Raw genomic sequence first — 26,172 nt, forward strand, 5'->3', positions numbered from 1 at the left:
TCGGTGACCACGCTGTCCAGCCGCGTCCGAGAGCGCTCTGCGCACTCTCGAGACGCGGCTGCGCGCATCGGCGGACTGCTCGTCGCCGTGATCGTACTTCTGGTGTCGGTCGTCCTGAGCCTCATGGTGGGGGCGCAGGCGGTGTCGGCCGAGACCGTGCTCGCGGCGCTCGTGAGCTTCGACGGGTCTGACGCCCATGCGATCGTTCGGGACTCGCGAGCGCCGCGCACGATCATCGGGCTCGTCGTGGGTCCTGCTCTCGGCGTCTGCGGCGCGTTGATCCAGGCCTTCACCAGGAACCCGCTCGCCGACCCCGGGATCCTCGGAGTCAACGCCGGCGCGACCTTCGCAGTCACCATGGGAGTCGGATTCCTGGGCATGCGCTCATCAGGCGCCTATGTCTGGCTGGCCCTCGTCGGTGCATTCGTCATCACCATCGTCGTCTACTTGATCGGCGCGACGGGGCGCGGGGGCCCGTCTCCGGAACGGATGACTCTCGCCGGTGTCGCCATCGGAGCCGTCCTCACCGGTATCACGTCGATCGTGATGCTCAAGAACACGGAGGTGTTCCGTGCCCTTCGGTTCTGGGGGCTGGGGAGCCTCGGCGGCCGCGACGATGACTCGACGATGGTGATCGTCCCCTTCATCCTGGCCGGTCTCATCATCTCCCTGCTGGCCGCGCGACCGCTCAACGCGATCGCGCTCGGGGAGGACTTGGGACGCACCTTGGGTGCCGGGCTCGTCCGCACCAGAATCGTCTCCGTCGTCGGGGTAACTCTGCTGGCCGGAGGTGCCACTGCGCTTGCCGGACCGATCGCATTCGTGGGGCTCATGGTCCCCCATATCGTGAGGTGGTTCACCGGCCCGGACCAGCGATGGATCATCGTGTGCTCCGCCGTCGTCGCCCCGAGCATTCTGCTGCTGTCCGACGTGATCGGGCGCGTCGTCCTCCCATCCGGAGAGCTGCAAGTCAGCATCGTGACCGCTGTGCTCGGCGCGCCGGTTCTGATCGGTCTCGCCCGCCGGAAGAGGGCGAGCGGCCTGTGAGCAGTTCATCCATCGACAGGGCGTCCCGCGTGAGGAACTGGCGCCGAGGCGACGTGGTCCGGCGGATCGAGATGCGGACACTTCTCGTGCGCGCCGCTGCCGTCGCCGCCCTGATCGTCCTCGCGTTGATCGCGTTGTCGATCGGCACCTACCAGCTGGAACTCGCGCAGGTGCTGTCGGCGCTGACCGGCGGCGGCGAGGATCCGGCACGGAAGCTGGTGCTGGAATGGCGGTTGCCTCGAGTGCTGTTCGCAGTGCTCGGCGGCATCGCGCTCGGAGTCAGCGGAGCGATCTTCCAGTCACTCACGCGCAACCCGCTGGGAAGCCCCGATGTCATCGGCTTCGATGCCGGGTCGTACTCGGGAGCGCTCGTGGTCATGCTGGTGCTCGGCGGGACCGCCTACGGGGCGGTGGCGACCGGCGCTGTGCTGGGTGGAGCGGTGACGGCACTGGTCGTCTATCTGCTGGCCTATCGCCGCGGTGTGCAGGGCTTCCGGTTCATCATCGTCGGTATCGGCGTCTCGGCGTTCCTCGTCGGGATCAACAACTACCTGCTCATCAGCACGGGGGAGCAGCAGGCGCGCGCGGCGGTGGCCTGGGGATTCGGGTCGCTCTCCGCGCTCGGACTCGAACAGCTGCTGCCGTTCTCGCTGGTTCTCCTGATTCTGTTCCCGCTGATCGCAGTGTCGCGAGGCGACTTCGCCCAGCTCGAACTGGGTGACGACACCGCGAAGGCTCTGGGAGTACGGGTGGAGAGGTCGCGTCTGACGATGACCCTTCTCGGTGTGGGCCTGACCGCCCTCGTCACCGCGGCCGCGGGCCCGATCGCATTCATCGCGCTCGTCGCCCCGCAGCTCGCCCGACGGCTGATGCGCTCGCCCGGGCTGGACATGACGAGCGCGGGGATCCTGGGCGCATTGCTTCTGCTGCTGGCGGACGTCGTCGGTCAGCGCATCCAGGTCACCGTCGGGCTCGTCACCGTCGTACTGGGCGGGGGCTACTTCGCCTGGTTGCTCATCAGAGAAGGACTACGTCGATGACCGAAGAACTCCACAGTCGATTGCGTGCGGATGCGGTGACGATCGGGTACGACCGGCGGACGATCTCCTCCGAGCTCTCCGTCGACATCCCAGATGGGTCATTCACGGTGATCGTCGGTCCGAACGCCTGCGGCAAATCGACGCTGCTGCGCGCTCTCTCACGTCTGCTGACGCCGAGCGCCGGCAGCGTGCTGCTCGACGGAAGCTCGATCCACAGCTACCGTGCGAAGGAGGTCGCGCGCCGGCTCGGACTTCTTCCGCAGACGTCGCTGGCGCCCGACGGCATCCGGGTGCTCGATCTGGTGGCTCGGGGGCGCTATCCCCACCAGAGCCTGATGCGCCCGTGGACGGATGCCGATCGTGAGGCTGTCGACGCCGCGATGACGGCGACCGGTGTCGCGGACCTCTCGGGTCGGCTGGTCGACGAGCTTTCGGGCGGGCAGCGTCAGCGTGTGTGGGTGGCGATGGCGCTGGCGCAGCAGACGCCGCTCCTTCTCCTGGACGAGCCGACGACGTTCCTCGACATCTCGCATCAGATCGAACTCCTCGAGCTGTTCACCGACCTGCATGAGGCGGGAAGCACGCTGGTGGCGGTGCTGCATGATCTCAATCACGCCGCCCGATACGCGACCCATCTGATCGCCATGAAGGACGGTGCGGTGGTGGCCGAAGGCGTGCCTGCCGAGATCGTCACCGCCGACCTCGTGCAGGAGGTCTTCGGACTCGCGTGCATCGTCGTGCCCGATCCCGTGACGAGGACACCGAGCGTTGTCCCGATCGGGCGCAGCCGGACCAGGGCGTGAGCCATTCGCTACTGTGGGTGAAATGACCGAGAACGCGCCCAGGCCCTCCCGTCGAACCGTCCTCCGGGGAGCCGCGTGGTCGGTCCCGTTGATCGCAGCTGCGGCCGCGACTCCGCTCGCGGCCGCATCCACAGTCACCGATGTCGGCGCGTTCAGACTCGTCGGTTCGTGCGGCGTCCTCGGCCTGCTCGGCCCTGGCTTCACACTGACGGCCGGTGATCAGCCGCTCCCGGTCGGGACCGGCATCGTCATCAACGGCAGCGGCGTAGCCGACATCGGCGACTTCAGCGCCTCGGGCGGCACGGCGGTCGTGACCGTTCTCTCGGGCACGTCCCGCTCCGTCACATTGACCGCGCCGTTGCCGGCAGGGGCGACCGTGGCGCTGCGCACCACGCTCTCGATCGAGGTCGCCTTCACGATGGAGGCCACGGCATCGCTCCCGGCCGGCTATGCGGCAGGGGCGGGGGCGAAGCCGACTGGGGCGGTCAGTTCTTCGCTGATTCTCTGCTCCGCGAGCTGACCGCTCAGTCCGGGGTCTCCAACACGAGGAACACGTCGTAGACGGCATCCGCGGGAAGGTCCGCGAGCTCGTCTGAAGCGACCTGTCCGCGCCCCACGTGCTCCGGAGGGCAGTCAGCGGTGAAGCTGCCGCCAGCGGGGATATCGGCGATCGCCGAGCACACACCGCGGAGCTCGCCGTCGACCGACCAGGTCAGGACCATCTCCGAATACGGGGGCACCTGGTTCAGGGTGGATGTCAGCGAGGCTTCGATCTGGTAGCCATCGGCGGAACCGATCGAGTCCGTGACGATCTCCCCGGTGATGGCGGGGATGGATCGCTCGATCCAGGTCTGCTCCACGACGATCGTGGCAGCCTGCGAGAGATCTTCGGAGAAGATCGCGCTGTACATCGACCTCTGCTCCGGCAGCAGATAGACGGCCGCGGGCGCTCGGTCGATGATCCGGCCGTCTGATGTGTACGCGGTGGCGTCGAAGCCGACTTCGACGGCCTGCGACTTCTCTTCGGAGGTGATGACCGCATACAGGTAGGTGTGGCGAGATGCGCCCTTGGCCGTCATCGTCCAGCCGTCGAACCGCACGTCGGAGTGCGCGGAGACCTCGGTGCCCTGCACGGTCTGCGACGCGGCCGCTGTCGGGGAGGGCGAGGCGGTCGGGAGTGGGGCAAGTGCCGCGGTGCGTTCGCTCAAGAGCCGGAAGGCGGTGCTCCCGAGTCCGATCGTCAGCACGAGGAGTGCCGCACAGGCCACGGAGAGCGCGACGAGCGCGAGTCTGCCGCGCGTGTTCCGCGGGCGCGGCGTCTCCTCGACGGCGGGTGACTCGTGACCGCCCGGCGGCTCGGGAATCGTCATGGCGTCTGCACTCCGATCATTGAGGGATGTCCAGTGCCCAGTACGCATCGAACACGGCATCCTCGGGGATCTCGTCGATCGCCTGGGGGTTGCGGTCCGTCGATACCGCGTCGAGCCGGCAGCGGACCGTGAAGGTACCGCCGCTGGCCGGGATGTCCGCCTTGTCCTGGCAGACGGCGAACAGCTGTTCGTCGATGAATCCGGCGATGTACACCTCGGCGTATTCGGAGGGAGTGCTGAACGCCGACGTGAAGGTCGCCTCGACCAGCCCCTCCTCGCCGCCGAGGATCGAGTCGACCGAGACGTCGCCGGACACCACCGGCGGCGCCAGATCGAAGTTCGTCTGCTCGATCTTGATCCGATCGACTTTCGTCATATCCGATGCCATGATCCCGTAGAACAGGGAGCGCTGCCCGGGGAGGAGATACATGTTGGAAGGGGTGCGCCCGACCACGCGTCCATCCGGCCCGTACGCGGTGATGTCGAAGTAGACCTCCGCGGCGTTCGCGGGATCGTCGTTCTCGATCTTCGCGTAGATCACGGTGAAGCCGTCCTCATCGGTCGCAGACAGGGCGAAGGCTCCGAAGGTCAGGTCGGAGACCGTCGTGACGTCGAACCCCTGCACGGTCTGCGGCTTCGATTCGGCACTGCCTCCGACCCTCGGCGTCGGGTCGGGCGAGGGGGTGCCTGCCGACGTGGGGGCGACGTTGGACAGCCACAGCGTGGCGGCGCCGAACCCGGCCGCAGTCGCGAGCAGGATCGCGCAGCAGATGGACAGGACGATGAACGCGCCGTTCCGCTGCCGGGCTGGATGCATGTCGGTCAGCCGGCCCACTCGATGAGGATGAGGCTCTGCTTCGTGTCGGCGAGCTTCACCCAGCCGTCGCCGAAGAGGTAGGTCATGCCGTAGCCCTCCTCATCTGTGCCGAGTGCGTGCCGCGCATCCTGGGTGACGTACACACCCTCCGGGCTGTCCTCGCGCTGCCACCCGTCGGCCAGCAGCGCGGCCTGAGCCTTAGCGGCGTCGGTTGCACTGATCTCGGACCAGCCGAAGAGCTGACCATGATCCGAGGCGACGGTGTAGTCCGCCCAGAAGCAGAGCAGGCCGTCTGAGAGCTGTACTCCGCCGACATAGAACTCCTTGATTCCGGCCGTCCAGCCGGCCTCGGTGAGCGCGTCCACAGTGCCCGGCGAGATCATCGTCTCGCAGGTGGGCGGGGTCGCAGTCGCGGTCGGCTCGGGGGCCGGAGTGCTCGCCGGTTCGGCGATGGGCTCCGCAGCGGTTTGTGTCGGCTTGGGCGTGGGGGTCGCCACGGCGGCCGGCGGACTGCTGCACGCGGTGAGCGCGAGCACGAGGAGCAACGCGGTGGTGGCGGCGGTCGAGATGCGGGGGATCATCGCTGGGCCCTGTCGTGTGTCTGGGGTGGAGTCAGTGCAGGAGGTTCAGGAAGGCGTCGTGCAGGATGCCGTTGCTGGCAAGCGTCGAGCGCGCCGAGATCGTCTCGACGCCGTCGAACGAGGTCATCCGGCCACCGGCCTCGCGGACGATGGGGACCGCAGCGGCGATGTCGTACTCCTTGACGTCGAACTCGGCCACCATGTCGATGCGCCCCTCGGCGAGGAGCATGTACGCGTACACGTCGCCGTAGGCCCGGTCGCGCCAGACGCTCCCGGCGAGCGTGAGGAGCGCAGGGAGCTGCCCGGCATCGGCCCACTGGGCGATGCTCTGAAAGCTCACGCTCGCCTCGTCCAGGGATGCGACGGACGAGGATCGGATCCTCCGGGGGCCGGCGTCGGTGGCGGTCCACGCGCCTTGACCGGTCGATGCCCACCAGCGCCGTCCGAATGCGGGCATGCTCACCACTCCGATGTGCGGCACTCCGTCCACTGCCAGGGAGATCATCGTTCCCCACAGTGGAACCCCACGCAGGAAGTTCGCCGTTCCGTCGATCGGATCGATGATCCACTGGCGGTGGCTGTCGCCCTGAGCGCCGAACTCCTCGCCGAAGATCCCATCGTCCGGGCGTTCGGACGCGAGGACGTCACGGATGGCCCGCTCCGTGGCGAGGTCGGCGTCCGTGACGTGAGAATTGTCGGCTTTCGTCGAGATCTCGAGGTCGGCCGCATCGAAGCGCGGCAGCGACTGCGCGTCGGCGGCGTCCGCCAGGCGGAGCGCGAGTTCGAGGTCGTCGCGGAGGTCGGCGGCAACGGGGGAGGCGGTCACCTCCTCAGGATAGCCGTCCCCTTCTGCACCGCTTCGGCGGCTCGGCCTCGATTTCGCATGGCGTCGATCGACTGGTAATGTAATTCCTCGGCCGGGGTCATCCCGGGCCACGCACCTCTAGCTCAATCGGCAGAGCAACTGACTCTTAATCAGTGGGTTCTCGGTTCAAGTCCGAGGGGGTGCACGGAATCGCCTCGGAGACTCTCGCCAGTCTTCGGGGCTTTTTCATTTCCCGGCCTGAGCGTCGCGCTCAGGCCGCTCGGGTGCTCAGATCGAGGACCCATTCGTTGACGGTGAGCTCCGCGTCGCGGAACACTTCGGTCATGGTTCCCACGTGCGTGAAGCCGGCCTTCCGGCACACCCCGTTCGACGGTCCGTTCGTCGCAGACGGGAAGGCGGTGAGGAGACGACGCTCGGAGTTGTGCTCGCGCATGACGTCGACGAGGAGTGCGAGTGCGGAGGATGCCACGCCCTGTCCCTGGGCTTCCGGCAGGACGAACCATCCGGTTTCGAGGACGGCCTCTCCGCGCCAATCGGTCTCCCAGCAGCCGATCGAGCCCAGCGGCCGATCGCCGTCGACGACCACGAACATCCATGCCTCACCGCCGTCCTGCAAGCGCAGATAGCGCTCATGGCGGGCGATGACCTGATCGTCGGTCTCCGGACCGTTGAGATGCGCCGTCATGTCGAGGGTATTGGCCCGGTGCAGGAGGTCGAGGTCGTCGACGCTCCAGCGTCGAAGGGACAGTTCGCTCATGACCTCAGGATGACAGGCACCACCGACGCGGTGCGGTACCGTGAGCGTCGACACGAGGGGTGGGGCGGACGATGAGAAGAAGGACCCGTACGGTGATGGCCGTGGTGGTGGCGACCATCATGGGGCTCGGGATCGCGGGATGCGCCGGAGCAGCCGAGAAGACCGTCGAGCACACGGCAGACTCCGTGACGCTCGCCCCGGGGGAGACGCTCGTCGTCGACTTCGGGGAGATCAACCCCTCAGTGGGAGACGCCTGGGTGATCACGCAGGAGCCGGATGCGGCCGTGCTCGGTCCCGGCGAAGAGGAGACCCGCTACACCGGCGAGGAAGGGATGACCGGCGCGCCGAGCGAGCTGTCCTACCGTTTCGCTCCGGTGGGAACGGGCACCACGGTCATCGAATTCGAGTATCAGTTCCGCGGGGAAGTGCCCGAGGATCTCGACGATCAGAAGACGGCGAAGATCGAGGTCACGGTCAGATGACCTGAACCGGTCAGCGCCGCGCGCCGGCGATGCGGGCGGAGAGCTGATGCGCGTGCGCGAGGAGGGTCCGTCCGAGGTCGGCGATGCGATCGGGGCCGAAGCGGAACTCGACGCCGGTGAGGCTCAGTGCCCACTCGGGGCGGCCGGCGCGGTCGAACACGGCGGCGCCGATGCCCCAGCTGCCCTCGACGATGAGGCCCGGGTTGATGGCATAGCCGCGCTCCTTCGTCTCGGCAAGGCGCGCACGCAGCGGCTTCTGGCCGTGCGGACGGCCCCACTGCGATGCCAGATCCGGATGACGTTCCAGATATGCATCCACATCGTGGTCAGGGAGGAACGCGAGGATCGCGAGGCCGGCACTCGCCACGCCGAGCGGGAACCGCACCCCCTCGCTGAGCACGAAGGAGCGGATCGGGAACGATCCCTCCTCGCGCAGCAGGCAGACGGTCTCGTCCGCCCGTCGCACCGAGAGGAATGCGCTCTCCTCGGTCTTCACGGCCAAGGAGCGTACGATGTCCCTCGCCTGCGCGGTCACGTCGTAACGCGCCGCGGCCACCGAGCCCATCAGGAACAGCTCCGGCCCCGGCATCCAGCGCGCGGTCGTGTCGTCCCGGTCGACGAGTCCTTCCGCGCGGAGGGCGGAGAGCAGGCGGTGCACGGTGGACCGCGAGAGGTCCGCCGTCCGGGCGAGATCCTGCAGCGGAGCTCCGTCCGCGCCGCTCGAGGTCACCAGGCGCAGCAGCAGCGCCGCGCGCGCGATCGCCTGAGCGCCGGGGATCGTTCTCGAAGGGTGTTCCATAATGTGGACGCTATCTCCGACACTGACCACATCGCAAGAAGCGGCTTCCTTCACGCGGCCAGGAGGCGGATGCTGGAGTCAGGACACGATGCGAAGGAGTACGCGTGATCGACAAGCAATGGGGGTCAGCGACGGAGGCCGTCGCCGACATACCGGACGGTGCATCGCTGGCAGTCGGCGGATTCGGGCTCTCCGGCAATCCGATCGCACTCATCGAGGCGCTTCTCGCGCAGGGGACATCGGACCTCAGCGTCGTCAGCAACAACTGCGGCGTCGACGACTGGGGACTCGGAGTGCTGCTCGCAGCGCGCCGCATCCGCAAGATGACCTCGTCGTACGTGGGTGAGAACAAGGAGTTCGAGCGTCAGTTCCTCACCGGCGAACTCGAGCTCGAGCTGACGCCGCAGGGGACTCTCGCCGAGAAACTGCGTGCCGGCGGGTCGGGTATCGCCGCGTTCTTCACGCAGACCGGCGTCGGCACTCAGGTCGCCGAGGGCGGCCTGCCTCAGCGGTACAACTCCGACGGCACCGTCGCCGTCGCTTCGCCGGCCAAGGACGTGCGCACCTTCGATGTGCGGGGCGAGCCACGCGAGTTCGTGCTCGAGGACGCGATCACCACCGACTTCTCGCTCGTGCACGCTCTCGCCGGCGACCGTCACGGCAACCTCGTCTTCAACAAGGCCGCTCGGAACTTCAATCCGCTGGCGGCGATGGCCGGGCGCGTGTGCATCGCCCAGGTCGAGCGGCTGGTGGAGCCGGGCGAGCTCGATCCCGATCGCGTCCACCTTCCCGGGGTGTTCGTGCACCGCATCGTCGAGGTCGGCCCCGACATCCCCAAGCGCATCGAACGACGCACCGTCTCGGCCGGATCACTCCCGGCGGAAGGAGCCTGAGATGGCACTCACCCGAGACCAGATGGCGGCCAGGGCTGCCGCCGAACTGCAGGACGGCGCGTACGTGAACCTCGGTATCGGTCTGCCGACGCTCGTGCCGAACCACGTGCCGGAGGGCGTCACCGTCGTGCTGCAGTCCGAGAACGGCATCCTCGGCGTGGGCCCGTATCCGCGGGAGGATGCCGTCGACCCCGACCTCATCAACGCCGGGAAGGAGACCGTCACGGTGCTCGCCGGTTCTGCGTTCTTCGATTCTGCGACGAGCTTCGGCATGATCCGCGGCGGCAAGATCGACGCGGCGATCCTCGGCGCGATGCAGGTGTCAGCGGCCGGAGACCTCGCGAACTGGATGATCCCGGGGAAGATGGTCAAGGGACCGGGCGGCGCGATGGACCTCGTGCACGGAGCGGCCCGGGTCATCGTGCTGATGGAGCATGTCGCGAAGGACGGGTCCGCGAAGATCGTCGACGAGTGCTCGTTGCCGTTGACCGGTCGCGGCGTCGTGGACCGGATCATCACCGATCTGGCCGTCATCGACGTGACGCCGGCCGGGCTCGTCCTGGTCGAGACGGCACCCGGCGTGACCGTCGACGACGTCACCGCCGCGACCGAGCCCGAGCTCATCGTGGCCGAAGCGCTGAAGGAGCGATCATGAGTGAGAAGGAAATCGTCATCGTCGCGGCGGCTCGCACGCCGCAGGGACGTCTGAAGGGGCAGCTGGCCTCCTTCACCGCGCCGCAGCTGGGGTCCTTCGCGATCAGCGGCGCGCTGGAGCGGGCATCCATCGACCCTGCCGCGGTCGACGCGGTCATCGTCGGGCAGGTGCTCGCAGCGGGCTCAGGGCAGAACGCCGCACGCCAGGCTGCCATCGGCGCCGGCATCGGGTGGGAGGTCCCGGCGCACTCGGTGAACAAGGTGTGCCTGTCGGGGCTCACCGCGATCATCGATGCGGCGCGGATGATCCGCGTCGGCGATGCCGAGGTGGTCGTCGCCGCCGGAATGGAGTCCATGACGAGGGCGCCGCACCTGCTGATGGGTTCCCGCGACGGATGGACCTACGGCAGTGTCGAGGTTCTCGACCATATGGCCTTCGACGGACTCACCGACGCGTACGACCGCGAGAGCATGGGGGCCTCCACGGAACGGCACAATGCCCGCTACGAGCTCACCCGGGAGGCGCAGGATGCCGTCGCGGCGCTGTCGCACCAGCGCGCGGCCGCGGCTCAGGAGGCCGGTGTCTTCGCAGATGAGATCGTCGAGATCTCCGTTCCGCAACGGCGCGGCGAACCGGTTCTCGTGACGAAGGACGAGGGCATCCGCCCGGACACGACCGTCGAATCGCTCGCCGGACTGCGAGCGGCGTTCGCCGAGGGCGGTTCGATCACCGCGGGGAACTCCTCGCAGATCTCCGACGGCGCATCCGCCGTCGTCGTCACCTCCCGATCCCACGCGGATGCGCAGGGCTGGGCGGTTCTGGCGACGGTGGGTGCGAGCGGCCAGACCGCCGGCCCGGACAACTCGCTGCAGGCGCAGCCGGCGCGCGCGATCGAGCGGGCCTGCGAGAAACAGGGGATCACGCCGCATGATCTCGACATCGTCGAGATCAACGAGGCGTTCGGCGCGGTCGTCGCGCGATCGCAGACCGAGCTGGGACTGACCGGGGATGTGGTGAACATCCACGGTGGCGGCATCGCGATCGGGCATCCGATCGGCGCATCCGGGAACCGGCTCGTCGTGCACATCGTGCATGAACTGTCGCGCCGGGGGAGCGGCATCGCCGCGGTCGGCCTCTGCGGCGGCGGCGGTCAGGGCGAGGCGCTGATCCTCACGCGCTGAGGATGGTCAGCGGCGCCGATCCTTCGCGTGGCCCTGCGCGTCGGCCAGCGCCTTCTGCGACCGGAACTGCAGTCGCTGCGCCTTTCTCGACTTCTTCACGGACTGCGGGGAATCGGCGTCGACGAGCACACCGCGCCGCTCGCGATTCATGTCGACCACTGCTCCGACCGCGAGTGCCATGGTGATGCCCCAGCTCACCCAGGACAGTGCAGCCCGCCACGTGATGGGTTCCTGGCGCGTCCCGCGCAGGAGGGAGATTCCCGCCGAGATCGCCGCGACGAGTCCGGTGCTGAAGAGGTAGCGCATGCCCCTACGCTACCCGGCGGTGCCCTTGGCGGCACCGAGCCTTGACAACCCGTCTCGGATCCGGTCCGGTGCGTGAGTCGGGGCTCCCAGCCGGGTGACCGCAGAGCCGGGGTAGAATGGATTCGCCGCAGTTCGACCGCGGCCGCACACCGTGTAACTACCGGCCGTCGGCATTCCGGCGGACAGCGGCGGCACCCGATCACCGCGTCGTCGACGCGCGAGAGCCATGTCACAGACATACACCGCACCCCAGCCGAGCCTTCTGAAGCTGGCGGGCGTCCCGTACTTCCTCATCGCCTTCATCGCGCGGCTTCCCTTCGCGATGATGGTCGTCGGCGTGCTCACGGTCGTCGTCGCCGCCCGCGGCTCGATCTCCCTCGGCGGACTCACCTCGGCGGCCGTCGGGCTCGGCACGGCCTGCTTCGGGCCCTTCCTCGGAGCGGCGGCCGACCGATTCGGGCAGCGCGTCGTCCTGCTCGTCCTCGCCGTCTCGAACGGCGCGATGCTGGTGGTGTTCACCGTCACCGTGTACGGCTCCGCCGCCGATGCCCTGGTACTGCTCACCGCCGTCGGGATCGGCGCCACCGCACCGCAGGTCGCGCCGATGTCGCGTTCCCGGCTGGTCACGATCATCGCCGACCGGATGCCGGAGGCCCAGCGCGCGCGCACGCTGTCCGGGACCATGGCTTACGAATCGGCCGCCGATGAGACGGTGTTCGTGTTCGGGCCGTTCCTCGTCGGCGTGCTCGCGTCGGCGATCGCGCCGTCGGCGCCGCTGATCGGAGCGGCCGCCCTCACGGTTCTCTTCGTCGGCGCGTTCGCGCTGCATCCGAGCGGCCGCGACATCTCACTGCAGCGGGACACGTCCGGCAGAGCACCGTCCGCCGTCGCTGAACTGTTCCGGCCGCAACTGCTCGTGGTGGTGCTCGGGATCCTCGGCGTCGGGCTCTTCTTCGGCGCGATGCTCACCTCGCTCACGTCGTTCATGGCAGACCGGGGCGCTCCCGAGCAGGCAGGCCTCCTGTACGGCGTGATGGGCATCGGATCCGCCGTGCTCGCGCTGGGTGTCGCGTGGCTCCCTCCGTCGTTCTCCCTGCGTGCACGCTGGCTCGTGTTCTCCGGCATCCTGCTGGCGGGTTCGCTGCTGCTCGGCGCGGTCAGCTCGCCGGGGATGATGATGCTCGCCCTCGGGATCATGGGTATCGGCATCGGGCCGACGCTCGTCACCCAGTACAGCTTCGGAGCGGCACGCAGTCCGCTGGGGCGCTCGACGACGGTGATGACGATGCTCGGCTCGGGAGTGATCGTCGGACAGTCCATCGGGGCCGCCCTCACCGGTGAGCTCGCGGAGAGCGTCGGCACGGGGCCCGCCCTGATGCTGCCGGTGGTCGCGGCGACCATCGTCTTCGCCCCGGGGCTCGCGAACTGGTTCCTCAGCCGCACGCGGCCGCGCTCAGTGCGCGTCCCGGTATGACCCCGGTGCACGCGAAGCCCTGTGACATCGATAGCCTGGGGAGCACCGAACCGCAGGCGTGAGGAGTCATCAATGACCGCCGCAGAATTCGTCGTCGTCGCCAACAGGCTGCCCGTCGACCGTGTTGCAGGCCCCGACGGGGAGGAAGTCTGGCGCACTTCGCCCGGCGGGCTCGTCGCCGCGCTCGAGCCCGTGATGCAGGGCGTCAACGGCGCATGGGTGGGCTGGCCGGGGCAGGCCGACCTCGATGTGAAGCCCTTCACCTCCGGCGGCATCCGGCTGATCCCGATCGCATTGAGCGAGCAGGAGGTGGCCGAGTACTACGAGGGATTCTCCAACGACACGATCTGGCCGCTGTACCACGACGTGATCGCGCCGCCCCAGTACCACCGGGAATGGTGGGATGCGTATGTCGCGGTGAACCGGCGTTTCGCCGATGCCGCCGCTGCCGCCGTCGCCGAGGGCGGGACCGTCTGGGTGCACGACTATCAGTTGCAGCTGGTGCCGCAGATGGTGAGGGCGCTGCGACCGGACGTGACGATCGGGTACTTCCATCACATCCCGTTCCCGACGCACGGTCTGTATGCGCAGCTGCCGTGGCGAGGACAGGTGCTCCGAGGTCTTCTCGGAGCCGACGTGATCGGGTTCCAGCGGGCGACGGATGCCACGAACTTCCTCAACGCGGTCCGCCGTCGGCTGAAGTACGAGATCAAGTCGTCGACGGTCACCGTGCCCTCGGGCAACGGCGAGATCGACGACAGGGGCGATTCGCATCGGGCGCTGGTGAGGGCGTTCCCGATCTCGATCGACACCGTGCCATACCTGGAGCTCGCCGCTCGTCCGGACATCCAGGCACGCGCGGCGGAGATCAGGGCGAACCTGGGCAATCCGAAGCATGTCCTTCTCGGCGTCGACCGCCTCGACTACACCAAGGGCATCGGGCACCGGGTGAAGGCCTACGGAGAGCTTCTCGCCTCCGGTGACCTGTCGGTCGAAGACGTCACCCTCGTGCAGGTCGCGAGCCCGAGCCGCGAGCGCGTCGACGCGTACGCGAACCTGCGGGACGAGATCGAGCTCGCGGTCGGACGGATCAACGGCGACAACGACACCATGGGGCACACGGCCATCCGGTATCTGCACCAGGGATTCCCGCGGGAGGAGATGGCGGCGCTGTATCTGGCTGCCGATGTGATGCTCGTGACCGCCCTCCGCGACGGCATGAATCTCGTGGCGAAGGAATACGTCGCCACGCGGATCGACAACCGCGGTGTGTTGGTGCTCAGCGAGTTCGCCGGCGCCGCCGATGAGCTCGGCACGGCGATCCTGGTGAACCCGCACGACATCGAAGGTCTCAAAGAGGCCATCATGCGCGCTGTCGAGATGCCGCCGAGGGAGCAGGCGCGGCGGATGCGGTCGTTGCGACGTCGCGTTCTCGACAATGACGTGACCGCGTGGTCGAGCTCCTTCCTGACCGCCCTCGCGACCGCCCGTGACGCGCGCTCCGGAGCGAGGGCCTGACGATGATCGAATGCCGAATGGAGACACTGTGACCCGTACCTGGACGCCGGGAACCCCGGATGCCGACCTCTCGGCGATCGCCGCCACTCCGCGTCTGGTCGTCGCGCTCGACTTCGACGGAACGGCTTCGCCGCTGATCCCGGAACCGATGGCGGCGCGGGCTCTGCCTGAGGTCGCCGCTCAGGTGGCACGGCTCGCCGCGCTACCGGACACCGTGGTCGCCTACGTCTCCGGGCGCAGCATGCACGATCTGCGGGAGATCACGGAGCACGACGACGACTCCCCGATCGCGCTCGCCGGTTCGCACGGCGCCCAGTACTGGTACCCCGGCATCGGGGAGGTCGACAGCGTCGGCGAGGCCACCGAAGAGGGCGCGCGGGAGGCCCTCTGGGAGGCCGCGCGCCCGATCATCGATCGGCATGAAGGCGCCGAGTTCGAGCCGAAGACCTTCGGCATGGGCGTGCACACGCGCAGCGCCGACCGCGAGACCGAGGTCCGCGTGTTCGCCGAGGTCGACGCCCTCGTGGCCGAGCGCTTCCCGCACTGGCGACGCCGTGCCGGCCACAGGGTGCTGGAGTTCTCCTCGAGGACCGAGGGCAAGGATGCCGCCATGACGGCGCTCCGCGACCACTTCGACGCCACCGGCATCCTGTTCGCCGGTGACGATGTCACCGACGAGGACGCGATGCGCGTGCTGCAGGACGGCGACCTCGGCGTAAGGGTCGGGCCGGGGGAGTCCGCGGCGCTGCTGCGTGTGGACAGCCCACAACAGATCGCCCAGCTTCTGGAGGCGCTCGCGGACGAGCGGGCTGCGCGGCAGGAATAGACTGCCGTCATGTCCTCGCATGATCCTTCTGCCAGCGCGCCCGCCGATTCCCGCACCGTCGACATCAAGCCCCGTAGTCGCGTCGTCACCGACGGCATCGAGGCCACGACCTCCCGTGGCATGCTGCGTGCCGTCGGGATGGGGGATGCCGACTGGGAGAAGCCGCAGATCGGCATCGCCTCGAGCTGGAACGAGATCACGCCCTGCAACCTGAGCCTGGACCGTCTCGCTCAGGGCGCCAAGGAGGGCGTGCACTCCGGCGGCGGGTACCCGCTGCAGTTCGGCACAATCTCCGTCTCCGACGGCATCTCGATGGGGCATGAGGGCATGCACTTCTCGCTCGTCTCGCGCGAGGTCATCGCCGACTCGGTCGAGACCGTGATGATGGCCGAGCGACTCGACGGCTCTGTGCTTCTGGCCGGATGCGACAAATCCATCCCGGGGATGCTGATGGCCAGCGCCCGACTCGATCTGTCCAGCGTCTTCCTCTACGCCGGATCCATCGCGCCTGGTTGGGTGAAGCTGTCCGACGGCACCGAGAAGGATGTCACGATCATCGACTCGTTCGAGGCCGTCGGCGCTTGCCGCGCCGGGCTCATGAGCGAAGAGGACCTCAAGCGCATCGAGTGCGCGATCGCACCCGGTGAAGGGGCCTGCGGTGGCATGTACACCGCCAACACCATGGCATCCGTCGCCGAGGCACTCGGACTCAGCCTTCCGGGATCGGCCGCGCCGCCCGCGGCAGATCGCCGCCGCGACTACTTCGCGCACCGCTCCGGCGAGGCCGTCGTGAACCTGTTGCGTCTGGGGATCACCACGCGCGACATCCTCACCAAGGAGGCGTTCGAGAACGCGATCGCCCTCGCGATGGCACTCGGCGGCTCCACGAACGTCGTGCTGCACCTGCTGGCGATCGCCCGCGAAGCGGAGGTCGAGCTGAACCTGCACGACTTCAACCGCATCGGCGACAAGGTTCCCCACGTCGCGGACATGAAGCCTTTCGGCAAGTACGTCATGAACGACGTCGACCGGCACGGCGGCATCCCGGTGATCATGAAGGCCATGCTCGACGAGGGACTCCTGCACGGAGACGCCCTCACCGTGACCGGGAAGACGCTCGCGGAGAACCTCGCAGAGCTCGACCCGCAGCCGATCGACGGCAAGGTCATCCACACGTTCGACAACCCGATCCACGCCACCGGCGGCCTCACGATCCTGCACGGGTCGCTGGCACCCGAGGGTGCCGTCGTCAAGACGGCGGGTTTCGACGCCGCCGTCTTCGAGGGCCCGGCCCGGGTCTTCGAGCGTGAGCGCGCCGCGATGGATGCGGTCGCGGAAGGGTCGATCGACCCGGGAACGGTGATCGTGATCCGCTACGAGGGCCCGAAGGGCGGGCCTGGAATGCGCGAGATGCTGGCGATCACCGCCGCCATCAAGGGCGCGGGGCTCGGAAAAGATGTACTACTCTTGACAGACGGACGATTCTCAGGCGGCACAACCGGCCTGTGCATCGGCCACATAGCACCCGAAGCGGTGGACGCAGGTCCTATCGCCTTCGTGCGCGATGGTGATCTGATACGGGTCGATATCGCGGCTCGCACCCTCGACCTACTCGTCGACGAGGCAGAGCTGAACTCCCGCCGCTCTGGCTGGGAGCCGCTTCCCCCGCGCTATACCCGTGGCGTTCTTGCCAAGTACTCGCGTCTCGTGCGGTCCGCCGCCGAGGGCGCGACGACCGGCTGAATCGCGTCGGCCACGCCTTCGGCATCCGACGTCGTCCACAGACCACCAGAAGGAATGTCATGACTGCTGATTCCGTCTCGGCCGTGCCGAGGCCGCCCGCCCGCCAATCCGCCGCCCCGGAGCTCTCGGGTGCCGAGGCCGTCGTCCGCTCCCTGGAGCTGCTCGGCGTCACCGACGTCTTCGGGCTCCCCGGTGGTGCGATCCTCCCGCTCTACGACACGCTGATGGGCGATTCCCAGCTGCGCCACATCCTCGTGCGCCACGAGCAGGGCGCAGGTCACGCGGCCGAGGGATACGCCTCGGCCTCGGGACGCGTCGGGGTCTGCATCGCGACCTCCGGTCCTGGTGCCACGAACCTCGTCACGGCGATCGCCGACGCCTACATGGACTCGGTGCCGATCGTGGCCATCACCGGCCAGGTGTTCTCGACCCTCATGGGGACGGATGCATTCCAGGAGGCCGACATCGTCGGCATCACGATGCCGGTGACCAAGCACTCGTTCCTCGTGAAGGATCCGGCCGACGTTCCCGGTGCCATCGCGGCAGCGTTCGAGATCGCATCGACCGGTCGCCCCGGACCCGTCCTGGTGGACATCACCAAGGACGCGCAGCAGGCGATGGCGCCGTTCGTGTGGCCGCCCAAGATCGACCTCCCGGGTTACCGCCCGGTGACCAAGGCGCACGGCAAGCAGATCCAGGCCGCAGCGGCGCTGCTGGCCGAGGCGAAGAAGCCGGTGCTCTACGTCGGAGGTGGAGTGATCCGCGGACGCGCGTCCGCCGAACTGCTCGCGTTCGCCGAGACGACGGGCGCTCCTGTCGTCACCACGCTGATGGCGCGCGGGGCGTTCCCCGACTCGCATCCCCAGCATCTGGGCATGCCGGGAATGCACGGCACGGTCCCCGCTGTGCTCGCGCTGCAGGAATCCGACCTGCTCATCTCGCTCGGCGCACGCTTCGATGACCGGGTGACCGGCAAGGCTGCGCTCTTCGCGCCGAACGCGAAGGTCGTCCACATCGACATCGACCCGGCGGAGATCTCCAAGATCCGCACGGCCGACGTGCCGATCGTCGGCGACGTGCGCGACGTCCTGGTCGACCTCGACGCGGCGTACCGCGGCGCGATCGGCGACGCGAAGCCGGACACCGAGGAGTGGTGGTCGTACCTCGACGGTCTGCGCGACGAGTTCCCCCTCGGCTTCGCGCCGACCACCGACGGGCTCCTGGCGCCGCAGCACGTGATCCAGCGCATCGGCGAGCTCAGCGGACCTGAGGCCATCTATGCCGCCGGCGTCGGCCAGCACCAGATGTGGGCCGCGCAGTTCATCAAGTACGAGCGTCCGAACGCGTGGCTGAACTCCGGGGGAGCAGGCACGATGGGCTACTCCGTGCCCGCGGCGATGGGCGCCAAGGTCGCCGAGCCGGACCGCGTGGTCTGGGCCATCGACGGCGACGGCTGCTTCCAGATGACGAACCAGGAACTCGCCACCTGCACGATCAACAACATCCCGATCAAGGTCGCGATCATCAACAACTCCTCGCTGGGGATGGTGCGGCAGTGGCAGACGCTGTTCTACGACGGCCGGCACTCCAACACCGACCTGAACACCGGGCACGGAACCGTCCGCATCCCCGACTTCGTCAAGCTGGCCGAGGCCTACGGGTGCCTCGCGATCCGCGTGGAGAAGGAGGACGAGGTGGATGCCGCGATCAAGCTCGCGCTCGAGACCAACGACCGCCCCGTCGTGATCGACTTCGTCGTGAGTGCGGACTCCATGGTGTGGCCGATGGTGCCGCAGGGCGTCAGCAACAGCTATGTCCAGTACGCGCGTGAGCACGCGCCCGAGTTCGAAGAGGAGATCTGAGCCATGTCGACCCACGTGCTGAGTCTGCTGGTGGAGAACAAGCCAGGCCTCCTCACCCGCGTCGCCGGGCTCTTCGCCCGTCGCGGGTTCAACATCGAGTCCCTCGCCGTCGGTGTGACCGAGGTCCCGGGGATCTCCCGCATCACCGTCGTCGTCGATGTCGAGGATCTTCCGCTCGAGCAGGTGACCAAGCAGCTGAACAAGCTGATCAACGTCATCAAGATCGTCGAGCTCGATCCGGCCTCCTCCGTGCAGCGTGACCACATGCTGGTCAAGGTGCGCACCGACAACGCCACCCGCTCGAACGTGATCGAGGTCGTGAACCTCTTCCGCGCCTCGGTGGTCGACTACGCACCCGACGCCCTGGTCGTCGAGGTCACGGGCGACAAGGGCAAGGTCGAGGCGATCCTGCGGGCCCTCGAGCCCTTCGGCATCAAGGAGATCGCCCAGTCCGGTCTCCTCGCCATCGGCCGCGGCGGAAAGAGCATCACCGAGCGCGTCCTGCGCGGCTGACCCACTTCGATCAACTCAGGGACCTTCGTGTCCCGAACGAACCACTATCAAGGAGAAAAACAGTGAGCACCGAGATCTTCTACGACGCCGACGCCGACCTGTCCCTGATCCAGGGCAAGAAGGTCGCGATCGTCGGCTACGGCTCGCAGGGCCACGCCCACGCGCAGAACCTGCGCGACTCGGGTGTCGAGGTCGCGATCGCCCTCAAGGAGGGCTCGAAGTCCGCCGCGAAGGCCGAAGAGGCCGGCTTCCCCGTCAAGACGGTGGCGGATGCCGCCGAGTGGGCCGACGTCATCATGATCCTCGCGCCGGACCAGTACCAGCGCACGATCTTCAACGAGTCCATCAAGGACAAGCTGACCGCAGGCAAGACGCTCGCGTTCGCGCACGGCTTCAACATCCGCTTCGGCTACATCGACGCACCCGAGGGCGTCGACGTCATCCTCGTGGCCCCGAAGGCTCCCGGTCACACGGTGCGACGCGAGTTCGTCGCCGGACGTGGCATCCCGGACATCATCGCCGTCGAGCGCGATGCGTCCGGTCACGCCTGGGACCTCGCGCTCTCCTACGCCAAGGCGATCGGCGGCACCCGCGCCGGTGTCATCAAGACGACCTTCACCGAAGAGACCGAGACCGACCTGTTCGGCGAGCAGGCCGTTCTCTGTGGCGGCGTCAGCCACCTCGTGCAGGCCGGCTTCGAGACCCTCACCGAGGCGGGCTACCAGCCGCAGATCGCCTACTTCGAGGTCCTGCACGAGCTGAAGCTCATCGTCGACCTGATGTGGGAGGGCGGCATCGCCAAGCAGCGCTGGTCGGTCTCCGACACCGCCGAGTACGGCGACTACGTCTCCGGGCCGCGCGTCGTGACCCCCGAGGTCAAGGACTCCATGAAGGCGATCCTCTCCGACATCCAGTCGGGTGCGTTCGCGAAGCGCTTCATCGACGACCAGGACAACGGCGGCGAGGAGTTCCTGGCACTGCGTGCCAAGGAGGAGACGCACCCGATCGAGGCGACCGGCAAGGAACTGCGCGCTCTGTTCGCGTGGAAGCAGCAGGACGAGGACTACGTCGACGGCAGCGCTGCGCGCTGACCTCAAGATCTGAATCAAGAATGGGCGTCCCTCGCGGGGCGCCCTTTCTCGTATGTCCTCCGGGATACATCCGATGTCTTTGGCTAGGATGAATCCATGCGACAGGACTGGTTCGACGAGGCGCGATTCGGCATGTTCGTGCATTTCGGTCTCTACAGCGCCGCAGCGCGGCACGAGTGGGTGCAGAGCTTCGAGCGTCTCACCGAAGACGACTACCGCCAGTACTTCGAGCATTTCGACCCCGATCTCTTCGATGCGCGTGCCCTCGCGCGCACGGCGAAGGAGACGGGGATGGGCTACGTGGTGCTGACGACGAAGCATCACGACGGCTTCTGCCTGTGGGACTCGAATCTCACGGACTTCACCTCCGTCACCTCGGCCCGTCGTGACCTTGTTCGCGAGTACGTGGAGGCGCTGCGCGCCGAAGGGCTCAAAGTCGGTCTCTACCATTCGCTCATCGACTGGCATCATCCGCACTTCACCCTCGACTGGACCCATCCGCGCCGGGACGACGCCGATGCCCGCGCCGTCGACGCGGGGCGGGACATGGCCGTGTACCGTGAATATCTGCACGGCCAGGTGCGTGAGCTGCTCACCGGATACGGCGACATCGACTACCTGTTCTTCGACTTCACCAGCCCGGCCGAGAAGGACGGGTGGCCAGGCAAGGGTCCTGAGGACTGGGACGCCGAGGCGCTACTGGCGCTGTGCCGGGAGCTGCAGCCGAACATGCTGGTCAACGACCGGCTCGGCATCCCGGCCGATTTCGTCACCCCCGAGCAGTATCAGCCGACCGCGCCGATCGTTCGCGATGGGCTGCCGCTGGTGTGGGAGGCCTGCCAGACGTTGAACGGCTCATGGGGGTATCACCGTGACAACACCGATCAGAAATCGGCCACGCTGCTGACGCAGATGCTGGTGGATTCCGTGTCGATGGGCGGCAACATGCTGCTCAACGTCGGGCCCGACGGCCGCGGAGCGATCGCCCGACGCGATGCGGAGACCCTGTCGGAGATCGCGGACTGGATGCGGCTGCATCGGGATGCCGTCATCGGGGCAGGGCATGCTCCTTTCACCCCGCCGCGCGAGGGCGTGTACACGCGTCGGGGCAACCGCCTGTATCTGAGTCTCTTCTTCTGGCCGATGGGAGTCGTGCACCTTCCGGGACTCGCCGGTCGGGTGTCCTACGCACGACTCCTCAACGACGGCTCGTGGCTGCGGACGAGTGTCACCGACCCCGAACAGGAAGCCGACCTGATGACACCGGCCGGCCAAGCGGACGGCACGCTCAGCGTCCACCTGCCGGTGCGGCGTCCCGATGTCCTCATCCCGGTGATCGAACTCACTCTCACGGACTGAAAAGCCCGCAGAGATCGGAGCGGCTACCCCGCCGGGGTCTCCTCGTCGGAGGGGGCCTCGTCCGCGGCGGGAGCGTCCTCGATCTCGATCGGGGCGTCGGATGGGTCGGCCCAGACGGGCGCCGGCAGCAGCGTGTCCGTCTGCCCATCGCGGATCGCCCGGAGTGCGGTGACGATGTCCGCCGAGTTCTCCGGGACAGCCAGTCCGCAGGTCTTCAACTCGGACGCGAACTCCAGCGTCAGACGGGTCTTGCCCGCCTCGATGGCCTGAGCCGTCGTTCCGGTGCGCTTCTCGCTGCCGGTCTGGATGTCCGACACCTCTTCGCAGACGTGATAGACGGAGCCGCCGTCGACCCAGACGACCTCGTCTTTGCCGAGCAGCTGGATGACGGTGGACTGGTCCGCGGTGTACTTCTCGACGGACGGCGGGTTGAAGTCGATGCCGAGCACGACCGCGAGAGCGGCCAGGACGATGCCGACGATGCCGGCTGTCGTCTTCTGGCCCTTGTCCATGTCCTTGTTCAGGAAGATCAGGATGATCAGCGGCACGAACGCGATGATGGCGATGATCGCGCCGAGCTGGTTCTGCACGAAGAAGCGCACCGTGTCCGACTTCCTCGCCGGGTCGAGGCGATTCGCCTTCTTCCAGAGGAACGAGCCCGTGATGGCCAGGGCCGCGATGACGACGAGCAGGACGAGCAGCGTGATGAACGCCCACTGCGGGAAGGTCGCTGTGACGCCCCGTTCCTCGATGAGACCGGTGTCGGGGTCGCGGAGAAGAGTACCGTCCTCGCCCACGAAGACGCGCTGACGCAGCAGCCAGAAGATGCCGACCGCCTCACCGGCGATCGCGAGGATCCACAGGACCATCGCGACCCAACGGAACGTGGTCGCCTTCGACTTCGCCTCGGCCGTCGGTGTCCAGTTCGCCGGCGGTTCGGCGGCTGTGCCGCCGTTCGACGCGGCCTGCTCGCGGCCGGCGGCCTTCTTCTTGTTCTCAACCACGCTGTTGCCTCCCCGATCGTTACAGCGCCGAGCTTAGTGGAAGCTCTACGCTGTGCTCATGACATCCGATTCCGACGACGCATTGGCCTGGGCGGGCGACGAAGAGGCGTCGAAGAGCGACGCCGCGCTTCCGCGCGGATGGAACGCCGTCGGCAAGGGCAGCGCCGAGGTCGGGCGGCTCGAAGACGACGGCACCGTCACGCAGGCGGGGGCGCCGACGCCGATGAGCACCACGATGCTCCTCACGGTCGGCATCGTCGGGGGCATCTACCTCCTCTACACGATCGGCTGGGTCATCGGCGGACTCCGGCTCAAGCCGCTGACCTCTCTGATCGTCGCGGACGCGATGTTCGTGCCGTGGTTCGTGCTGGCGATCGCGGCGCCTGCGCTCTGGTTCCTCACCACGTGGGTCCTCACGCGAGGACGCGCGACCTGGATCCGCCTGCTCGTCCTTCTTCTCGGCGTGGTGCTGCTGGTGCCATGGCCCTTCGTGACGGTGGGAGTGATCGGATCATGAGTGCTGCAGGAGAATCCGTGCAGGGGGCGGCGTTCGGCGAGGGCCCCCGCTGGCTGATCTGGACGGTCGTGGGCGCCGCCGGACTGCTGTACTCCTACGCCGTCTGGAACGCCGTCGCCTATCTCGTCTCGATCCTGCCGAGCGGTCTGACCGTGATCGGCTGGGTGACGCTCCTGTTCGGAGTGCTGTTCCCGATCATCGTTTTCGCGCTCGCCCTCGCGATCGGACGGCGTCGCAACGTCGGCGACCTCGCCCTGGTGCTTCTCGCCGGACTCGGCGTGGTGGCGGTGTTCTGGCTGAACCTGCTCGGATACAGCGTGCTGAACATGGACGAACTGGTGACCGTCTCCCGCTGACCCCGGAAGTCACACGGCGGGGTGCGCCGAGCTGCTCCGGTACAGTTGAAACCGATCGCGCCCCCACGGTGTGCGGCGCATCGGCCCCTCCCGCCTGTCGCGCTGCCCCGAAGGATCCACTGTGCCGAAGCCCGTTGTGCTCATCGCCGAAGAACTCTCTCCCGCCACGATCGAGGCTCTCGGCCCCGACTTCGAGGTCCGCAAGGTCGACGGCACCGATCGTGCGGCGCTCTTCTCCGCTCTCGCGGAATCGGATGCGGTGCTCGTCCGCTCGGCGACGAAGATCGATGAGGAGGCGCTCAGCCACGCGCCGAAGCTCAAGGTCGTCGCGCGCGCCGGTGTCGGTCTCGACAACGTCGACATCAAGGCCGCGACCACGGCCGGCGTGATGGTCGTCAACGCGCCGACCTCGAACATCGTCTCGGCCGCGGAACTCACGGTCGGCCACATCCTCAGCCTCGCCCGTCGCATCCCCGCCGCCCACGCCTCGCTGTCAGCCGGCGCATGGAAGCGCAGCTCCTTCACCGGTGCCGAGCTCTTCGAGAAGACCGTCGGCATCATCGGTCTCGGCCGCATCGGCGCCCTCGTCGCCGCGCGCCTCGCCGCGTTCGACATGCGCGTCGTCGCCTACGACCCCTACGTCACCTCCGCACGCGCTCAGCAGCTCGGAGTGCAGCTGCTCTCGCTGGACGAGCTCGTCGCCGAGTCGGACTTCATCACCATTCACATGCCGAAGACGCCGGAGACCACGGGCATGCTCGGGGCCGAGCAGTTCACGGCGATGAAGCCGACCGCGTTCGTCGTGAACGTCGCCCGCGGTGGACTGATCGACGAGGTCGCCCTGCACGGGGCGCTCGTCGCCGGCGAGATCGCCGGTGCCGGACTCGACGTGTTCACCTCTGAGCCGCCGGCCGAAGGCGGTTCCGCCCGCGCGCTGCTCGACCTGCCGAACGTCGTCGTGACCCCGCACCTCGGGGCGAGCACCGAGGAGGCGCAGGAGAAGGCCGGCGTCTCGGTCGCCCGCTCCGTGCGCCTGGCCCTCGGCGGAGACCTCGTGCCCGACGCGGTGAACGTCGCGGGCGGCGTCATCGACCCGTACGTGAGGCCCGGGATCTCCCTCGTCGAGAAGCTCGGTCAGATCTTCGCCGCGCTCGCGACGTCGCCGCTGACCAGCCTCGACGTCGAGGTGCACGGTGAACTCAACGACTACGACGTCAGCGTGCTCAGGCTCGCCGCCCTCAAGGGCGTCTTCACGAACATCGTCAGCGAGACGGTCTCGTACGTGAACGCACCGCTGCTGGCGGAGCAGCGCGGCGTCGCGGTCCGCCTCATCCAGGACGACGTGAGCGACGAGTACCGCAATGTCATCACACTGCGCGGAGCGCTCTCCGACGGCTCCCAGCTGTCGGTGTCCGGCACCCTGACCGGTCCCAAGCAGATCGAGAAGCTCGTCGGCATCAACGATCACGCGGTCGAGCTTCCGATCGAGAAGCACCACGTCGTGATGCTGTACACGGACCGCCCGGGCATCGTGGCCGTCTACGGACAGAAGTTCGGCCAGGCCGGCATCAACATCGCCGGCATGCAGATCGCCCGCCAGGCGGCCGGAGCTCAGGCACTGAGCATCCTCACCCTCGATTCGCCGGTCTCCGACGAGCTCCTCGACGACGTGCAGAGCGCGATCGACGCGGACCTGTTCCGTCAGATCGAGATCACCGAAGCGTGAGACGGGGGAGGGCGAGCGGATGAGCCGCGAGCCCTCCTTGTTCAGGCAGTGGCCCGCAGTACCAGGTCGATGAGATCTCTGAGCTCGTCGCCGTTCGGGATGAGTCGCTCGGGGCCGTGCACGTCGAGCGAGTTGTTGAAGTAGAGACCGTCGCTGACGAGCATCACGAGATCGAGACTCGCGTTGTCGCGGACATGGGGCCGGATCTGGTCCGCCCAGCGTCTGCGGACGTCCCGGAGCGCCTCGGCTGCCGCCGGTGATCCGGCCTGAGCCAGCCGCGACGTGGCGATGAGGGCGCGATCCAGCGCGTCATCCTCCATCACCGAGGTGCGCACGTAGTACGCGACCGGACCTTCCGCGGCCGTCGACATGCGTTCCAGGTCGGCCGTCGTGAGCGCGTCCAAGCGCTCGAGCATCCCGGCGGTGAGCTCTTCCTTCGATCCGAAGTGGTACAGCAGGCCGCCTTTGGAGACACCGGCGGCCTTCGCCGTGGCGTCCAGCGTCGCCGCCCGCTCACCATCGGCGATGACAAGAGCCTCGAAGGCATCGAGGACGCGTTCGCGCGCGAGCGGCGGTCGGGGCATCAGGGTCCTTCTCTCGGGAAAAGCTCTGCGGACTCTGTTACT

At 67.8% G+C, this 26,172-nt stretch carries 28 protein-coding genes and 1 tRNA gene; 20 read left to right on the forward strand and 9 right to left on the reverse strand.

Annotated features, from left to right (window positions below; translation table 11 throughout):
- Positions 1-3: 3 nt before the first annotated feature.
- The 4 genes from CUR96_RS03590 (at position 4) to CUR96_RS03605 (ending at position 3,410) form a co-directional block, all read left to right on the forward strand.
- The gene (locus CUR96_RS03590; RefSeq protein ID WP_245861072.1) at positions 4-1,047 is read left to right on the forward strand and encodes a FecCD family ABC transporter permease; all 1,044 of its coding nucleotides are present in this window, start codon (positions 4-6) and stop codon (positions 1,045-1,047) included.
- Between the two features lie 71 nt (positions 1,048-1,118).
- Positions 1,119-2,087, forward strand: a complete 969-nt coding sequence (locus CUR96_RS03595; RefSeq protein WP_180968927.1) for a FecCD family ABC transporter permease — start codon at positions 1,119-1,121, stop codon at positions 2,085-2,087.
- The gene (locus CUR96_RS03600) at positions 2,084-2,890 is read left to right on the forward strand and encodes an ABC transporter ATP-binding protein (RefSeq protein ID WP_102191921.1); all 807 of its coding nucleotides are present in this window, start codon (positions 2,084-2,086) and stop codon (positions 2,888-2,890) included. Before CUR96_RS03595 ends, CUR96_RS03600 begins: the two co-directional genes overlap by 4 nt.
- 22 nt (positions 2,891-2,912) lie before the next feature.
- Positions 2,913-3,410: a hypothetical protein gene (locus tag CUR96_RS03605; RefSeq protein ID WP_102191922.1), complete on the forward strand. Its 498-nt coding sequence runs from the start codon at positions 2,913-2,915 to the stop codon at positions 3,408-3,410.
- Between the two features lie 4 nt (positions 3,411-3,414).
- Here CUR96_RS03605 and CUR96_RS03610 read toward each other — a convergent pair whose 3' ends face one another.
- Genes CUR96_RS03610 through CUR96_RS03625 form a run of 4 tightly spaced genes read right to left on the reverse strand, consistent with a single transcriptional unit; the run spans position 3,415 to position 6,484 of the window.
- The gene (locus CUR96_RS03610) at positions 3,415-4,260 is read right to left on the reverse strand and encodes a hypothetical protein (RefSeq protein ID WP_102191923.1); all 846 of its coding nucleotides are present in this window, start codon (positions 4,258-4,260) and stop codon (positions 3,415-3,417) included.
- Positions 4,261-4,276: 16 nt separating this feature from the next.
- Positions 4,277-5,095: a hypothetical protein gene (locus tag CUR96_RS03615; protein WP_102191924.1), complete on the reverse strand. Its 819-nt coding sequence runs from the start codon at positions 5,093-5,095 to the stop codon at positions 4,277-4,279.
- Complete coding sequence (locus CUR96_RS03620) at positions 5,083-5,658, reverse strand: hypothetical protein (protein ID WP_102191925.1); 576 nt, start codon at positions 5,656-5,658, stop codon at positions 5,083-5,085. The genes CUR96_RS03615 and CUR96_RS03620 overlap by 13 nt, the downstream gene beginning before the upstream one ends.
- Positions 5,659-5,689: 31 nt before the next feature.
- The gene (locus CUR96_RS03625; RefSeq protein ID WP_102191926.1) at positions 5,690-6,484 is read right to left on the reverse strand and encodes an inositol monophosphatase family protein; all 795 of its coding nucleotides are present in this window, start codon (positions 6,482-6,484) and stop codon (positions 5,690-5,692) included.
- A gap of 111 nt (positions 6,485-6,595) precedes the next feature.
- On the opposite strand from CUR96_RS03625, the gene CUR96_RS03630 reads away from it, so the two are divergent.
- Positions 6,596-6,668 (forward strand) — tRNA-Lys (locus tag CUR96_RS03630).
- 66 nt (positions 6,669-6,734) lie between these two features.
- Here CUR96_RS03630 and CUR96_RS03635 read toward each other — a convergent pair.
- Positions 6,735-7,241 carry a GNAT family N-acetyltransferase gene (locus tag CUR96_RS03635; protein ID WP_102191927.1) on the reverse strand — a complete coding sequence of 169 codons (507 nt, stop codon included), beginning with the start codon at positions 7,239-7,241 and terminating at the stop codon, positions 6,735-6,737.
- A gap of 71 nt (positions 7,242-7,312) precedes the next feature.
- Here CUR96_RS03635 and CUR96_RS03640 point away from each other — a divergent pair, with 71 nt between their 5' ends.
- Positions 7,313-7,723 (forward strand): protease inhibitor I42 family protein, encoded by a 411-nt coding sequence (locus tag CUR96_RS03640; RefSeq protein WP_146008121.1) that lies wholly within the window; start codon positions 7,313-7,315, stop codon positions 7,721-7,723.
- A gap of 10 nt (positions 7,724-7,733) precedes the next feature.
- Here the strand turns inward: CUR96_RS03640 and CUR96_RS03645 are convergent, their stop codons facing one another.
- Entirely contained in the window at positions 7,734-8,522 is a 789-nt protein-coding gene (locus CUR96_RS03645) for an IclR family transcriptional regulator (RefSeq protein WP_102191929.1), read from the reverse strand.
- Positions 8,523-8,626: 104 nt separating this feature from the next.
- On the opposite strand from CUR96_RS03645, the gene CUR96_RS03650 reads away from it, so the two are divergent.
- The 3 genes from CUR96_RS03650 to CUR96_RS03660 are packed head-to-tail and all read left to right on the forward strand — an operon-like array spanning position 8,627 to position 11,251.
- Positions 8,627-9,415 (forward strand): CoA transferase subunit A, encoded by a 789-nt coding sequence (locus CUR96_RS03650; RefSeq protein WP_102191930.1) that lies wholly within the window; start codon positions 8,627-8,629, stop codon positions 9,413-9,415.
- A 1-nt stretch (position 9,416) separates the two neighbouring features.
- The gene (locus CUR96_RS03655) at positions 9,417-10,070 is read left to right on the forward strand and encodes a CoA transferase subunit B (RefSeq protein ID WP_180968928.1); all 654 of its coding nucleotides are present in this window, start codon (positions 9,417-9,419) and stop codon (positions 10,068-10,070) included.
- Positions 10,067-11,251 (forward strand): acetyl-CoA C-acetyltransferase, encoded by a 1,185-nt coding sequence (locus CUR96_RS03660; protein ID WP_102191931.1) that lies wholly within the window; start codon positions 10,067-10,069, stop codon positions 11,249-11,251. The genes CUR96_RS03655 and CUR96_RS03660 overlap by 4 nt, the downstream gene beginning before the upstream one ends.
- Positions 11,252-11,257: 6 nt before the next feature.
- Here the strand turns inward: CUR96_RS03660 and CUR96_RS03665 are convergent, their stop codons facing one another.
- Positions 11,258-11,557 carry a hypothetical protein gene (locus tag CUR96_RS03665; RefSeq protein WP_102191932.1) on the reverse strand — a complete coding sequence of 100 codons (300 nt, stop codon included), beginning with the start codon at positions 11,555-11,557 and terminating at the stop codon, positions 11,258-11,260.
- 226 nt (positions 11,558-11,783) lie between these two features.
- On the opposite strand from CUR96_RS03665, the gene CUR96_RS03670 reads away from it, so the two are divergent.
- The 8 genes from CUR96_RS03670 (at position 11,784) to CUR96_RS03705 (ending at position 21,943) form a co-directional block, all read left to right on the forward strand.
- A complete protein-coding gene (locus CUR96_RS03670) occupies positions 11,784-13,031 on the forward strand; it encodes an MFS transporter (RefSeq protein WP_102191933.1) in 1,248 nt (415 codons plus the stop codon).
- 72 nt (positions 13,032-13,103) lie between these two features.
- Positions 13,104-14,549: an alpha,alpha-trehalose-phosphate synthase (UDP-forming) gene (locus tag CUR96_RS03675; RefSeq protein ID WP_102191934.1), complete on the forward strand. Its 1,446-nt coding sequence runs from the start codon at positions 13,104-13,106 to the stop codon at positions 14,547-14,549.
- 28 nt (positions 14,550-14,577) lie between these two features.
- The gene (gene otsB / locus CUR96_RS03680) at positions 14,578-15,375 is read left to right on the forward strand and encodes a trehalose-phosphatase (protein ID WP_102192252.1); all 798 of its coding nucleotides are present in this window, start codon (positions 14,578-14,580) and stop codon (positions 15,373-15,375) included.
- A gap of 9 nt (positions 15,376-15,384) precedes the next feature.
- Entirely contained in the window at positions 15,385-17,118 is a 1,734-nt protein-coding gene (ilvD, locus tag CUR96_RS03685) for a dihydroxy-acid dehydratase (RefSeq protein WP_102191935.1), read from the forward strand.
- Positions 17,119-17,177: 59 nt separating this feature from the next.
- On the forward strand, positions 17,178-18,980 hold the full coding sequence (locus tag CUR96_RS03690; RefSeq protein WP_102191936.1) for an acetolactate synthase large subunit: 1,803 nt from the start codon (positions 17,178-17,180) through the stop codon (positions 18,978-18,980).
- A 3-nt stretch (positions 18,981-18,983) separates the two neighbouring features.
- The gene (ilvN, locus tag CUR96_RS03695; RefSeq protein ID WP_102191937.1) at positions 18,984-19,493 is read left to right on the forward strand and encodes an acetolactate synthase small subunit; all 510 of its coding nucleotides are present in this window, start codon (positions 18,984-18,986) and stop codon (positions 19,491-19,493) included.
- 62 nt (positions 19,494-19,555) lie between these two features.
- Positions 19,556-20,584, forward strand: a complete 1,029-nt coding sequence (gene ilvC / locus CUR96_RS03700; protein ID WP_102191938.1) for a ketol-acid reductoisomerase — start codon at positions 19,556-19,558, stop codon at positions 20,582-20,584.
- Positions 20,585-20,680: 96 nt separating this feature from the next.
- The gene (locus CUR96_RS03705; RefSeq protein WP_102191939.1) at positions 20,681-21,943 is read left to right on the forward strand and encodes an alpha-L-fucosidase; all 1,263 of its coding nucleotides are present in this window, start codon (positions 20,681-20,683) and stop codon (positions 21,941-21,943) included.
- Positions 21,944-21,966: 23 nt separating this feature from the next.
- Here the strand turns inward: CUR96_RS03705 and CUR96_RS03710 are convergent, their stop codons facing one another.
- On the reverse strand, positions 21,967-22,947 hold the full coding sequence (locus CUR96_RS03710; RefSeq protein WP_245861073.1) for a hypothetical protein: 981 nt from the start codon (positions 22,945-22,947) through the stop codon (positions 21,967-21,969).
- A 58-nt stretch (positions 22,948-23,005) separates the two neighbouring features.
- Between CUR96_RS03710 and CUR96_RS03715 the strand changes: the two genes are divergently transcribed.
- The 3 genes from CUR96_RS03715 (at position 23,006) to serA (ending at position 25,546) form a co-directional block, all read left to right on the forward strand.
- Positions 23,006-23,464 (forward strand): hypothetical protein, encoded by a 459-nt coding sequence (locus CUR96_RS03715; protein ID WP_102192253.1) that lies wholly within the window; start codon positions 23,006-23,008, stop codon positions 23,462-23,464.
- Positions 23,461-23,820 (forward strand): hypothetical protein, encoded by a 360-nt coding sequence (locus tag CUR96_RS03720; RefSeq protein WP_102191940.1) that lies wholly within the window; start codon positions 23,461-23,463, stop codon positions 23,818-23,820. Before CUR96_RS03715 ends, CUR96_RS03720 begins: the two co-directional genes overlap by 4 nt.
- A gap of 121 nt (positions 23,821-23,941) precedes the next feature.
- Positions 23,942-25,546, forward strand: coding sequence for a phosphoglycerate dehydrogenase (gene serA, locus CUR96_RS03725; RefSeq protein WP_102191941.1), 1,605 nt, complete (start codon positions 23,942-23,944; stop codon positions 25,544-25,546).
- Between the two features lie 41 nt (positions 25,547-25,587).
- Here the strand turns inward: serA and CUR96_RS03730 are convergent, their stop codons facing one another.
- The gene (locus CUR96_RS03730) at positions 25,588-26,130 is read right to left on the reverse strand and encodes a TetR/AcrR family transcriptional regulator (protein WP_102191942.1); all 543 of its coding nucleotides are present in this window, start codon (positions 26,128-26,130) and stop codon (positions 25,588-25,590) included.
- Between the last annotated feature and the right edge of the window lie 42 nt (positions 26,131-26,172).

The organism is Microbacterium aurantiacum (assembly GCF_002872075.1).
Lineage (GTDB): Bacteria > Actinomycetota > Actinomycetes > Actinomycetales > Microbacteriaceae > Microbacterium > Microbacterium aurantiacum_A.